Origin of the sequence: Hyunsoonleella flava (assembly GCF_004310325.1) — a bacterium.
Taxonomy (GTDB): Bacteria; Bacteroidota; Bacteroidia; order Flavobacteriales; family Flavobacteriaceae; genus Jejuia; species Jejuia flava.
Map to the genome: position 1 here is coordinate 1 of NZ_SIRT01000016.1, position 13,761 is coordinate 13,761.

At 35.9% G+C, this 13,761-nt stretch carries 11 protein-coding genes and 1 tRNA gene; 9 read left to right on the forward strand and 3 right to left on the reverse strand.

Annotated features, from left to right (window positions below):
* Positions 1–304 precede the first annotated feature (304 nt).
* Both EYD45_RS15010 and EYD45_RS15015 read left to right on the forward strand, forming a co-directional pair.
* Positions 305–730, forward strand: a complete 426-nt coding sequence (locus EYD45_RS15010) for a DUF2141 domain-containing protein (protein ID WP_130965383.1) — start codon at positions 305–307, stop codon at positions 728–730.
* A 200-nt stretch (positions 731–930) separates the two neighbouring features.
* On the forward strand, positions 931–1,869 hold the full coding sequence (locus EYD45_RS15015; RefSeq protein ID WP_130965384.1) for a LysR substrate-binding domain-containing protein: 939 nt from the start codon (positions 931–933) through the stop codon (positions 1,867–1,869).
* 189 nt (positions 1,870–2,058) lie between these two features.
* On the opposite strand, the gene rpsT is transcribed toward EYD45_RS15015, so the two are convergent.
* The 3 genes from rpsT to proS all read right to left on the reverse strand — a co-directional run bounded on the left by rpsT (position 2,059) and on the right by proS (position 3,995).
* Positions 2,059–2,310 (reverse strand): 30S ribosomal protein S20, encoded by a 252-nt coding sequence (rpsT, locus tag EYD45_RS15020; RefSeq protein ID WP_130965385.1) that lies wholly within the window; start codon positions 2,308–2,310, stop codon positions 2,059–2,061.
* A 21-nt stretch (positions 2,311–2,331) separates the two neighbouring features.
* Positions 2,332–2,403 (reverse strand) — tRNA-Glu (locus EYD45_RS15025).
* Between the two features lie 113 nt (positions 2,404–2,516).
* Positions 2,517–3,995, reverse strand: coding sequence for a proline--tRNA ligase (proS, locus tag EYD45_RS15030; RefSeq protein WP_130965386.1), 1,479 nt, complete (start codon positions 3,993–3,995; stop codon positions 2,517–2,519).
* A 100-nt stretch (positions 3,996–4,095) separates the two neighbouring features.
* Here proS and EYD45_RS15035 point away from each other — a divergent pair, with 100 nt between their 5' ends.
* The 7 genes from EYD45_RS15035 (at position 4,096) to EYD45_RS15065 (ending at position 13,682) form a co-directional block, all read left to right on the forward strand.
* The gene (locus tag EYD45_RS15035; protein WP_130965387.1) at positions 4,096–5,355 is read left to right on the forward strand and encodes a hypothetical protein; all 1,260 of its coding nucleotides are present in this window, start codon (positions 4,096–4,098) and stop codon (positions 5,353–5,355) included.
* Between the two features lie 128 nt (positions 5,356–5,483).
* Entirely contained in the window at positions 5,484–7,085 is a 1,602-nt protein-coding gene (locus EYD45_RS15040) for an OmpP1/FadL family transporter (protein ID WP_130965388.1), read from the forward strand.
* Between the two features lie 363 nt (positions 7,086–7,448).
* Complete coding sequence (gene folE, locus EYD45_RS15045; RefSeq protein WP_130965389.1) at positions 7,449–8,123, forward strand: GTP cyclohydrolase I FolE; 675 nt, start codon at positions 7,449–7,451, stop codon at positions 8,121–8,123.
* A 70-nt stretch (positions 8,124–8,193) separates the two neighbouring features.
* On the forward strand, positions 8,194–9,675 hold the full coding sequence (gene cysS, locus EYD45_RS15050) for a cysteine--tRNA ligase (RefSeq protein WP_130965390.1): 1,482 nt from the start codon (positions 8,194–8,196) through the stop codon (positions 9,673–9,675).
* Positions 9,676–9,779: 104 nt separating this feature from the next.
* Positions 9,780–10,004 carry a membrane protein insertion efficiency factor YidD gene (gene yidD / locus EYD45_RS15055; RefSeq protein WP_130965391.1) on the forward strand — a complete coding sequence of 75 codons (225 nt, stop codon included), beginning with the start codon at positions 9,780–9,782 and terminating at the stop codon, positions 10,002–10,004.
* A gap of 54 nt (positions 10,005–10,058) precedes the next feature.
* The gene (locus tag EYD45_RS15060; RefSeq protein WP_233702669.1) at positions 10,059–11,789 is read left to right on the forward strand and encodes an amidohydrolase; all 1,731 of its coding nucleotides are present in this window, start codon (positions 10,059–10,061) and stop codon (positions 11,787–11,789) included.
* A 138-nt stretch (positions 11,790–11,927) separates the two neighbouring features.
* Positions 11,928–13,682 carry a GmrSD restriction endonuclease domain-containing protein gene (locus EYD45_RS15065; protein WP_130965392.1) on the forward strand — a complete coding sequence of 585 codons (1,755 nt, stop codon included), beginning with the start codon at positions 11,928–11,930 and terminating at the stop codon, positions 13,680–13,682.
* Positions 13,683–13,761: the final 79 nt, after the last annotated feature.

Genomic DNA, 13,761 nt, shown 5'->3' on the forward strand with positions numbered 1-13,761 from the left:
GACTAATACGCACGATAGCTCTTTTTAGCTAGTTAGGGATATAAGTTCACTCTGTCCTTTTTAAATGTAATAACAATTAATAGTATTTGCTAATCTAAAGGTTAGGGATTGTAGTGGCAGCTTTTGGCGAGGCGTGCATCGAGCCAAAACTACTAACGAAAAGCCCGACCCGCCAGGGTAACGCCCAAAAAATACAATTCATCATCCATAATTTACAATTCAGTCTATTACATTATAAAAACTTTTGGTTGTGTTGCATCTTTGAAGTGTTCAATAAAACATAACATCTAAAACACTATACATCATGAGAACACTAACAACATTATTTATCGCATTATTTTTAAGTATCAACTTTAGCAACGCACAAGAAGACACTACTGGACAAACAGTAACCGTTACAATCAACAACATTACTAATAATAATGGTCATGTTTTACTATCTCTACACACCAAAGATACGTTTATGAAAGGTCCTGGTATAAAAAGTGTAAAAAGCGAAATTGTTGATGGAAAGATTACAGCAACTTTTGAAAATATATCTCCAGGTACCTATGCTGTTATGGCATTGCATGATGAAAACGATAATAACACAATGGATTTTGAAGATAACGGTATGCCAAAAGAATCTTATGGAATGTCTAACAACCCAATGAGCTATGGCCCTCCACAATTTGCAACTGCCAAGTTTGATTTAGCCACGGAGGATTTAGAAATGAATATTAGATTCTAATTCATAACACTTTAGAATGCAAAAAGACGACCTTACAGTCGTCTTTTTTCTTTTAACTAAACTAAACTTAAACAAACTAAACTACTTTTTGTAGTAATACATCAATGTACTTTAGTACAACAAAAATACTTTATAATAATTCACTATTTCCATAAATATAATTGATAGTTTTTATATTTTTATAGCCTAAACTTATTCAAATGACTATCACCCAATTATACTATGTTCTGGCTGTTGCTGAACATCAAAATTTCACAAAAGCTGCAGAAAAATGTTTTGTTACGCAACCTACATTGAGTATGCAGATTCAGAAATTAGAAGATGAACTTGATATTTTGATTTTCGATCGAAGCAAAAAGCCTATAGAATTAACTGATGTTGGTAGAAAAATAGTTACCCAAGCTAAAAATATAGTAAACGAGTCCTACCGAATTAAAGATATTGTAGACCAACAAAAAGGATACATTGGCGGAGAGTTTAAGTTAGGCATTATACCAACGATAATGCCAACATTATTACCTATGTTTTTAAAAACATTTATAAAAAAGTACCCTAAAATTAAGCTTAAAATTGAAGAGCTGACTACAGAAGAAATTATTCATCGTATTAACGAGGGGCATTTAGATGCTGCTATTGCTGCAACACCACTTGAAAATGAAAATATAAAAGAACGTGTATTGTTCTTTGAACCTTTTGTTGCCTATATACCAAAGGGACATAAATTACATACTCAAGATAAAATTAAAGCCGATGAATTAGTGATTGAAGATATTTTGCTTTTAGAAGACGGACACTGTTTCAGGGATGGCGTTATCAATTTATGTAAAGCTTTTAAAAACCATGAAGAAGATAAATTTCAATTGGAAAGTGGTAGTATTGAGACATTAATTAAACTATCAAACGAAGGCTTAGGTATGACGCTTCTCCCATATTTACATACTTTGGACGTAAACGATAAGGCCAAAGAAAACCTACATTATTTTGAAGAGCCAAGTCCTGCAAGAGAAGTAAGTATTATTTACCATAAAAGCGAATTAAAAATGCAAATTATAGAAGCGATGCAGTCCGTTATTGCTGGAATTGTTCGTGGTGCAATTAAGTTTCAAGATGTAAAAATTGTAAGTCCATTACCAAAGTAAATCATTAACTCTAAAATATGGGGGTTAATGAACCAGTCAGTATTTAGTTTTTAAGATTCTAAAATAAATTCTATTCAAAAAAATCCAGTGGAAAGAATTCGCGCACAGATGTGAATTCCTTGCATTTTTAAACAAAAAAACCACTCTAAAAAGAGTGGTTTCAATATTATATAACTATTCTGCTACCTTTTATAGTGCAGCTATATGTTTTGCTAAACCAGATTTTATATTAGCCGCTTTATTAGCATGAATAATATTTTTCTTAGCTAATTTATCTAACATTGAAACAACCGAAGGAAACATCGCTTCTGCTTCTTTTTTATCAGTTAATTCACGTAACTTTTTGATTGCACTACGCGTTGTTTTGTGTTGGTATCTATTTAACACACGCTTAGCCTCGTTACTTCTAATTCTTTTTAAAGCTGACTTATGATTTGCCATTTATTTTTTCTTATTTAATTGTAGCCCGTAGGGGAATCGAACCCCTCTTACCAGGATGAAAACCTGGCGTCCTAGCCGATAGACGAACGGGCCATTTTTATTATTCAGTTTTTAGATGAACAACAATGTTTCCATTGCGGATGCAAAAATACAACTATTTTTAAATGATGCAACAGTAGATGAAACTTTTTTAAAAAAAAATTGATCTAATAAGCTTTAGCAAACAAAACACGCTTATTTGAAGGTTTCCCCGTGAAAACACATTTCCCTTCTTCCTCCTTAAAATCTAATGGAATGCAACGAATTGTGGCCTTTGTTAACTCTTTTATTTTGTCTTCGGTTTCATTGGTTCCATCCCAATGCGCCGAAACAAATCCTCCTTTGGTTTCAAGCACTTCTTTAAACTCTTCAAATGTATCTACCGCTGTGGTATGAGAATCTCTAAACTTTAGAGCTTTATCAAAAAGGTTTTCTTGAATCTCTTCTAATAAATCCTCTATTACAACAGTTATTCTATCTAAAATTACCGACTGTTTTGTTAAAGTATCTCTCCTTGCCACTTCAACCGTTTCATCTTCCAAATCTTTCGGTCCAATAGCGATACGCAAAGGCACACCTTGCAATTCATGTTGTGCAAATTTTGCTCCTGGACGAAGTGTGTCCCGCTTATCAAACTTAACGGAAATCCCTCTATCTCTTAAATCTTTCATGATGTCTTCAGCAACTTTAGCTATAGCATCAAACTGTTCCTCATTCTTGTAAATGGGTACAATTACTACCTGATAAGGTGCTAAGTTTGGTGGTAAAACCAATCCGTTATCATCACTATGCGTCATAATAAGTGCTCCCATCAAACGTGTTGAAACGCCCCATGACGTGGCCCAAACATAATCTTGTTTTCCTTCCTTATTAGCAAATTTAACATCAAAGGCCTTTGCAAAATTCTGACCTAAAAAATGTGATGTTCCCGCTTGTAACGCTTTTCCATCCTGCATCAAGGCTTCGATACAATAAGTGTCCTCTGCTCCTGCAAAACGTTCACTTTCAGTTTTTACGCCTTGAATAACTGGAATAGCCATAAAATTCTCAACAAACTTTGCATATACGCCATTCATCAATTTTGTTTCGGCAATCGCTTCTGCCTTAGTTGCATGTGCCGTATGCCCTTCTTGCCATAAAAATTCTGCTGTACGTAAAAACAAACGCGTGCGCATTTCCCATCGCACCACATTAGCCCATTGGTTTATTAACAAAGGTAAATCCCTGTAGGATTGGATCCAATTTCTGTATGTGTTCCAAATAATAGCCTCACTTGTTGGGCGAACCACTAACTCTTCCTCTAGTTTTGCTTGTGGATCTACTCTTAGTTTTCCTTCTTTATCAGGGTCAGATTGTAGTCTATAATGTGTAACCACAGCACACTCCTTAGCAAAACCTTCGGCATTTTTTTCTTCAGCTTCAAACAGGCTTTTGGGAACAAAAAGCGGAAAATATGCATTTTGATGGCCCGTTTCCTTAAACATTCTATCTAATTCTGCTTGCATTTTTTCCCAAATAGCATAGCCATAGGGTTTGATGACCATACAACCTCTTACTGCAGAATTCTCCGCTAAATTAGCCCTAACAACCAATTCGTTATACCATTTAGAATAATCTTCCGCCCTACTCGTCAATTTTTTTCCCATATCGCTTTTTTGGCACAGATATTGTGTCTATGTTAAATAAAAAAATAGTTGCGCAAAACTAACTATTTTTGCTATGTTCAACAATTAAATTATAAGAGATATGCAAATTAATAACTATTTAAAATCGAAAATGCAATTCGCGGCAATCCTTGGATTGTTTTTCGGATTAGTATCTTGCGGTTCCTATCAGTATGTAGGTGTTGACAATGATGGGATTTACGGCGGAACTACCGACAATACGCAAAATCAAGAAAGAGTTGTTGATGCAAGCAGAAATGCAGAAGGTAATGACTACTACGAAAATTACTTTAGAAATAAAGCGCAAGAATATGAAATAGCCACGGATAACGGGGCAATCTTCACAGATATAGATAGCTACAGCAGTGGTGAGGAAAACCTTGCGGTAAATGATACCATATACAATGATTATCAAGGATTTGCTGGATGGGGGCAGACGAATGACAATGTTACCATAAACTACATCGACAACGGTTGGAACAACTGGGGTTGGGGATGGGACCCATGGTTTAACGCTGGATGGGGCTGGGGCGGAGGCTTCGGTTGGGGCTGGAATAACTGGGGTTGGAACAATTGGGGCTGGAATAGATGGAACCGCTGGGGTGCTGGCTGGGGCTGGGGCGGAGGCTTCGGCTGGGGCTGGAACAACTGGGGCTGGGGAGGCTGGAATGCTTGGTGCCCTCCGGGATTCTATGGTAATGGCTTTTATGCAGGAAATAGATTTGGTAACAGATTAGCCTTTAGTAATACAAGGCGAGGTAGTGCCGCATTATTTGGCAGAAACACAACAGCAAGCAATACATTGCGACGAAGCAGTATAGCTAGTACAAGACGTTCATCTTCTACCACAGCTAGAACTTCAACGGCCAATAGAAGGTATAATAGTACATCTAGAAGAACCAGTGTAGCAAACAATAACACAGGATCAAGGTATAGTACAACTAGACGTAATACTACTTCTAGAATAAATAATGGCACGTCCAATAGGATAAACAATGGTACATCCAATAGAGTAAGACGCTCTAGTTCACCTACGACAATTAATAGAAATTCTACTGTGAGAAGAAGTAGCTCTAGGCAGCCGTCATATTCTCCTAACAGGTCTTCTACTTCCAGAAGTAGATACTCAACGCCTATCAGAAGAAATTCGTCATCTACATACTCAAGAAGTGGCTCTAGTCGAAGTTCAAACTACAGCAGAAGTTCATCAAGTAGCAGAAGTAGCGGATCTTATTCAAGATCATCGTCATCAAGAAGCTCTGGATCTGTCTCTAGATCATCAGGAGGTTCTAGAAGCTCTGGAGGTTCAAGAGGGTCTTCAGGAGGTGGAAGAAGACGTTAATATTTCAACAAAACAATAATTAGTATGCCTTATGAATGTTTAAAATAATCCAATTGCCCATAAAGCAGTGATTATTTTAAACAGGCTAAGGTTACCTTTGCCCAATTAATGAATAAAATAATGAACTTATGAAAAAGCTCCAATTATTTTGCATAGCGCTTTTATCGGCATCCACAATTTATGCACAGGATATCAGCGATGCTTTAAGATATTCTCAAGACAACATTCAAGGAACGGCGCGTTTTAGAGCCTTAAGTGGTGCGTTTGGTGCCCTAGGTGGCGACATGAGTGCCGTTAATATAAATCCAGCTGGTTCAGCGGTGTTTAGCCAGAGTCATGCTTCATTTTCTTTAGGTAATTCAGAAATGAATAATGACACGCAATACTTTAATGGCACAGGAAGCGTAAACGATTCTAATTTTGATCTGGCACAAGCAGGAGCTTCTTTTGTTTTTAGAAGTACAAGCAACTCACCTTGGAAGAAGTTTACCGTTGGTGTAGCTTATGATAGAACAAATAATTTTGATGATAGTTGGTTTGCAGTAGGAACTAACACCAACAGCAATAACTTTAATAATACTATAGGAAGTTATTTCTTTGATTTTACGGAAGGAACCCAACGTTCTGTGTTTACTCCTACTGGACAAGAGTTAGTCGATTATTTTGATATTAGAGACCAAACAGCTCTAAACGATCCTGAGTTATACTTTGACCAAAACCCAGGTCTGTATTATGAATTAGGATATCAATTCTTAGGTGATCTAGAGGGTTTTCAAGCCCAACAAGCATTTCTTGGATATCAATCTTTTATATTAGACCCTGAAAATCCAGATGCTGATGATAACACAAATTATCTGCTAAACGTCGCCGAAGGCAATTTTAATCACGATTATACATATACATCAACAGGATATAATGGAAAAATTGCTGTAAATATTGGTGCACAGTATGGGGATGATTTATTTTTAGGGGCAAATTTCAACTCGCATTTCATAGATTACGACCGTTCGACCCTATTGTTTGAAAACAATAATAATACAGGTTCTACAATAACCAGTGTTGAGTTTGAAAACAACTTATCTACAAGAGGCTCTGGTTTTTCATTCCAGTTAGGAGGAATCTTGAAGTTAAGCAACGAATTTAGAATAGGTTTAACTTATGATTCCCCAACATGGTATACCATTGAAGAAGAAACGTCTCAATTTTTAGACACCAGCGAACTCGCAAGCACAGACTTACCCTCAATTAATCCTCAGACAACTAATATCTATCCATCTTACAGACTACAAACACCTTCGAAAATTACTGGTAGTGCTGCTTATGTATTTGGTAAACAAGGTTTAATTAGCTTTGATTATTCTTCTAAAAATTATGGTGCTACAAAATTTAGACCTGACAATGATTTTACCGGCTTAAATGCTGATGTAAGTGATATTTTAACTACCGCTGCCACTTATAGGCTTGGTGGTGAATACAAGCACAAGCAATTTAGCTTTAGAGGTGGTTACAGGTTTGAGGAAAGTCCTTATGTTAATGGTGTAACAGTTGGTGACTTAACTGGTTTTTCCCTTGGTTTTGGATATAACTTCGGAAACACTAAATTGGATCTTACTTATGACCAATGGAAACGTACAGATGAAACATCTTTATACAATATCGGTTTAATAGACACTGCAACGATAGACAGGCAAAATTCTAATATTACGTTGACTTTAGGATTCAATATTTAAAAGCAATTGTAGTTACAAAATAACTTATAGCTTGGTCTCTTAAAAAGGTCAAGCTTTTTTTTGTAATTATTGCGAATAAAATAGGACAAATAAAAACATAGAAGCTTAAGCAGACGGATTGGATTGCGTTAGGGATTGAATACTTCGACTGCGCTCAGTACAGGCTTCATGTTGGAGCTACCGACCTAAGAAGGAGCGACTAGTGAAAGCCTGACGGCAGGCAGGCCCAACCCTTTGTGGGTAACGCCCAAAAAACAGGAGAGAAAACACGGATAATTTCTAATCGCTTATTATTAACATGGCTTTTGTAAGCTAAAATGGAGAAATGCTTATCTTTGCAAATTAAATTTTCAGTTATATATCATGAAATTTGACAATTTAGAAGAGTTTGATGCTTTGGGTGATGAACACGTTGGTTCTTCGGAGGATACGCCTTTGCGTAATGATGCCTTTGAACTAACAAACGAGGAGAAAATAGACATTATCAAAGATGATGTGCGCCACATCATGGAAACGCTTGGTTTGGATTTAACAGATGATAGCTTGAATGGCACACCAAACCGTGTGGCTAAAATGTTTGTTAATGAGATTTTTGGTGGTTTAGACCCTAAGAAAAAGCCTAGTGCATCAACTTTTGAAAACAAGTACAAATATGGTGAAATGCTGGTTGAGAAGAATATCACGGTATATTCTACCTGCGAGCATCACTTACTCCCTATCGTTGGAAGAGCACATGTAGCTTATATTTCTAACGGTACGGTTGTAGGCCTATCTAAAATGAACCGTATTGTAGATTATTTTGCTAAACGTCCGCAAGTACAGGAGCGTTTAACCATTCAAATTGTAAAAGAACTTCAAAAGGTTTTAAATACTAAAGATGTAGCTTGTGTTATAGATGCAAAGCACCTTTGCGTAAATTCTAGAGGAATTCGTGATATTGAAAGCAGTACCGTAACCTCGGAATTTGGAGGAAAGTTTAAAGATAGAGCGACGCGTCGTGAGTTTTTAGATTACATCAAACTGGACACTGAATTTTAAAATGTTAGTTATTTAGTCTGAAAAGCTTTAAAATAGAACTAGCACCCAACTGATTTAATTGAAGGCAATAATGCAGTTATACCAAACTAACCCCATAAAAATATACAATTCCCTTACTGGACAAAAAGAAGTTTTTAAACCCATAAACGAAGGTCATGTGGGCATGTATGTTTGTGGGCCAACCGTATACAGCAACGTACATTTAGGGAACGTAAGGACGTTTATGTCTTTCGACATGGTGTTTCGATACCTGAAACATTTAGGATATAAAGTCCGCTATGTTAGAAACATTACAGATGCTGGTCACTTGGAGAATGATGAAGATGCTGGTGAGGATAAAGTAGCAAAAAAGGCACGTTTGGAGCAAATTGAGCCTATGGAAGTCGTGCAGCGTTATACTGTAGATTTCCATAATATCCTTAATACTTTAAACTTCCTTCCTCCTAGTATTGAACCTACTGCCACCGGACATATTATTGAGCAAATTGAGTTGATAAGTAAGATTATGGATAATGGTTTTGCTTATGAGGTAAACGGTTCGGTGTATTTTGATGTACATAAGTTCAACGAATCCAACGAATACGGAAAATTAAGTAAGCGAAAGCTAGAAGACTTAATTCACAATACCCGCGCATTGGACGGACAAAGCGATAAAAAGAATCCACAAGATTTTGCCCTTTGGAAGAAAGCTGAACCGCAACATATTATGCGTTGGCCCTCCCCATGGAGTGATGGTTTCCCAGGTTGGCATTTAGAATGTACCGCCATGAGCACCAAGTATTTGGGAGAACAGTTTGATATACATGGTGGTGGTATGGACTTAAAGTTCCCACATCATGAATGTGAAATTGCACAAAACGAAGCTGCAAAAGGGGTTTCTCCTGTAAATTATTGGATGCACGCTAATATGCTGGAAATGAACGGACAGCGTATGTCTAAAAGTACTGGGAATATTATTAATCCCAATGAATTACTATCTGGGAATAATGATAAAATGAGTAAAGCCTATGCGCCTAGTGTTATTCGGTTTTTTATGGCACAATCCTCTTACAGAAGTGTGTTAGACTTAACTGATGATGGTCTTCTGGCTAGTGAAAAAGGATTTTACAGATTAATGGATGGTATGGAGTTATTGAACAAAATTCAATCCTCTGATAGCTCTACTATCAATGTTACCTCATGGAAACAGAAATGTTACGATGCGATGAATGACGATTTTAATTCGCCTATTCTTATTGCGCATTTATTTGAGGCTGTAAAATATATCAATCAAATAAAAGAAGGAGCTGCTAGTATTTCTTCAGAAGATTTAGAAGTATTAAAAACTACGATGTATGCCTTTGTGTATGATGTATTAGGTTTGGAGAGTACCGCAAAAGCTAGTTCTGGAAGTGATAGATTGGCAGGAGCTGTTGACGTTTTGATTAAACTAAGACAAGAAGCCAGAGCCAATAAAGATTTTGCCCTTTCGGATAAAATTCGTGACGAATTAGCCGAAGTTGGTATTGTTTTAAAAGACGGAAAAGACGGCACAACATTTTCGGTAAATTAGACCTAAGTGTTTCGCTATTATATCATTCCGTACTTGATGCGGCATCCGTTTTTTATCAGTTCTAAAATTAACAGGATTCTTGCCTAAGCAGGAAAGACAGCGAAATGCTAAAAAAAATTCTCATAGCGCCTTTTTTATTTTTGATAAAAGTTTATCAAACATTGATATCGCCTTTAACTCCTGCTACGTGTCGCTATCAACCTACCTGTTCTCATTATTCAAAAGAAGCGTTAAAAAAACACGGTGTATTAAAAGGCGGATGGCTTGCTTTAAAACGTATTTTTAGTTGTCATCCTTGGGGTGGTTCGGGTTACGATCCGGTCCCTTAAAAAACTTCATCAATTTTTATAATTGTTGTACCTTAATTCTTTAAAACATTCACTATGCACAAAAGGTACATTCAATCGCTATACTTTGTTTTTCTTTCACTAGCCATACTATCATGTTCTAAAAACACTAAAAAAGAATATGCAAATATGCTCATTCATGGCGGTACTATTTATACAGTAGATTCAACCCAAACCACCGCTGAGGCTGTTGCTATAAAAGACAACAAAATCATCTTTGTTGGTAATCTTGAAGAAGCTGAGTTGTATAAAAATGAAAACACGCAACTTATAGATTTGGAGGGTAATACCATGACACCTGGTTTTATAGAAGGTCATGGCCACTTTATGGGTTTAGGTTATAATGAGCTAAACTTAGATTTACTAAATACCACGAGTTATCAGGATGTTATTGATGCTGTAGCAGACCGTGTATCCACTTTAGAACCTGGAGAATGGATTGTAGGTAGAGGTTGGCACCAAAGTAAATGGGATTCCTTACCACAAAATATGGTCAAAGGATTTCAAACCCACCATAGGTTAAGTGAAGTATCCCCAGATAATCCTGTGTATTTATCGCATGCCAGTGGTCATGCTGGTTTTGCAAATGCCAAAGCTATGGAGATAGCAGGCTTACAAGCATTCGCTAAAGAAGGTATTAAAACATTTCATGTAGACGGTGGAGAAGTTATTGTGGACAAGAATGATAAACCAACGGGCATTTTCAATGAACGTGCACAAACGTTGATAACAAAACATATTCCAGAGAAAAATATAAATACCGATGTAAAAGCGTTTGAGTTAGCTGTAAAAGCCTGTCATAAAAACGGCATCACAAGTTTTCATGATGCGGGTATTCCTAGAGAAACCATAGCATTATACCAAAAAATGAAACGCGAAGGCAAGATGAAAACTAGAATTTACGCGATGCTTACGGGTTGGGATAAGACGCTACTAAATGAATGGTTTTCCAAAGGTATTATGGTTGATACATCTCATCTTTTCACCATTCGTTCGGTAAAATTGAATTGTGATGGTGCTCTTGGTTCTCGTGGTGCATGGTTGCTAAAACCATACAGCGACAGACCAGACCATTATGGTCATGAAACACTACCCATGGCATTTGTAAAAGAAACAGCGCTAAATGGATTGAAACATGGTTTTCAAGTCTGTTCGCACGCTATTGGCGATCGTGCAAATCGTGAAATTTTAGACCGATACGAATTGGCGATTAAAGAACTTCCAAATAAAGCAGATAACCATAGGTTTCGTATTGAGCATGCACAACACTTGCATCCAGATGATATACCGCGTTTTGCCAAATTAAAGGTTATTCCTGCGATGCAAGCGATTCATATGTCTTCTGATAGACCATGGGCTATTGATAGACTTGGTGAAAAACGTATAAAGGAAGGGGCTTACATGTGGCAAGCTTTATTAAAAAGTGGTGTACCTATTGTTAACGGTACTGATGTACCAGTAGAACCTATAAACCCAATTGCAAGTTTTTATGCCAGTGTAAGCCGAAAAACGCTAAAAGGCACACCAGAAGATGGCTATGAACCAGAACAAAAAATGACTCGCGAGCAAGCCCTAAAATCGTATACGCTAGATGCAGCTTATGGTGCTTTTGAAGAACACATCAAAGGTTCAATTACTGTTGGTAAACTGGCAGATTTCACCATTTTTAGCCAAGATTTGATGAGCGTTGATGAAAGCGCTATTTTAAAGACTGAGGTTGTGATGACTGTTTTTGATGGTGAAGTGGTGTATGATAATAAGAATTAGCGCACTTGATTTTGTAGAAAATTTCAGCTATCTTCGTTAACGGCGGATATAAGTACCCCGTACTGAGCTTGTCGAAGTATTGTCAACGACACATATCCGTAAACACGTTGGCAACAATTTGAAAAAAACAATAAGAAAATGAGTATCACACCTAGAGGAATGAGTTTACAAGAAGCCTATCGAAATTATTCGGAAGGTAAATTTTTAGTAAACAGAAAATATCAAAGAAAACTTGTTTGGACAGTTGATGAAAAAGAATATCTTATTGACAGTATTGTAAACGACCTACCTATTCCACTAATTTTATTGGCACAAACAGATGACGGAAAATTAGAAATTATAGATGGATTGCAAAGATTAAACGCAATAATTTCATTTATAGAAAATCGATTCCCAATAAACGGAAAATATTTTGACGTAAAACAATCTTCAAGGGCAAAACAATCTTCTGAAGAAGGCTTATTTACTGCCATAACAGACGAAAATGAATTACTCGACCCAAAAATTTGTGCTAATTTTTTAGATTACCAACTAGCTATTACAATATATCCCACTGATAATGAAGCGGAAATTACAGATATTTTTGGTAGAATTAATTCAGGTGGTAAACAACTAAGTCCCCAAGAAAAAAGACAAGCTGGTATGCTTGATGTATTAGCAGATACTGTAAGAAAAGTATCTTCTGAAATTAGAGGAGATTCCTCAAAAGATATTTTAAATCTAGCAGAAATGCCAGAGATAAGCATTGATTCCACTCGCGAAAAAATTGGTTATGGGCTTATAGCAGAAGAAATTTTTTGGTGCAAAAACGGAGTGATATGGAAAAAACAATTAAGAGATAGTGAGGATGAAGAAATGATTTTAGATTTAATTGCTACCATTGTTAAAGATGAACCTCTTGCAAAAAGTAGAGATTTATTTAATAAAATCTACACAAGTAAATCAGATGTCAATTTAGAATTCAACACATTATTGACAAAGTACGGAGTTGATAGGTTAATGCACGAAATTAAAGTAACATTTTCAATTATTGAAGATGTTTTTGAAGAGCAAGGAACAACTATTATAAATATCGTTAACCCTAAATCACGAAACCCGGTTAAAGAATCTTTTTTCTCGATTTTTATGGCATTTTTTCATCTTATTGTTAAAGAAGAAAAATCACCTGCTGACAATGCACAAATTGTTTTAGCATTAAAAGATTTACAGAAGAAAATGACATCAACTGCTAATTATTCTGTTACATCAGACAGAGAACAAAATATAAATCTTACAACTGGTTTAATTCAAAAACATTTCGTTAAAAAAGACCCACCTGTCTTGAGGCACGGTTCAGGTCTTGCGTTAGATTTTGAAAACTCAATTAGACGTGCAAAAATTGAATCAAACAGATATGAATGTAAACAAGGTTTCTTTGATTTATCAGACAAAAGAAAACTAAACGAAAAATTATATGATGAGATAATTGAAACGATATGTGGTATTGCAAATGTTGGACCAGATGAAGATGGCTTTTTATTTATTGGTGTTGCTGACAAAGAGGCTGACGCAGAGAGAGTGAAAGCATTAGATAAAATCGAATTTAAAACTGTTAATCAAAGGTACATTGTCGGAATTGACAGAGAGCTGAAATTATTGAAAGGAAACCTAGATGATTATATAAATAAATTAATGGGAAAAATATCAAAATCAGATTTAACTGAACCATTAAAAAGTCAAGTTTTAAGTCAACTTGATATTATTGATTATAAAGGAATGACTATAATTAGAATAAGAATTCCAAAACAAAAGGAACTTTCATTTATAGGTAAATCAAGTTTTACTAGAGAGAACTCTAAAACTATAGAATTAGATGGACCTAAGCTAATTTCAATAAGTAAATTATTTGATTAAAAACTGTCGCCAACAATAGATAAAAATAATAGCGGTTTAATCTCTAAAACGAAACAAAGTAAACATAAAAAAGGTCTGT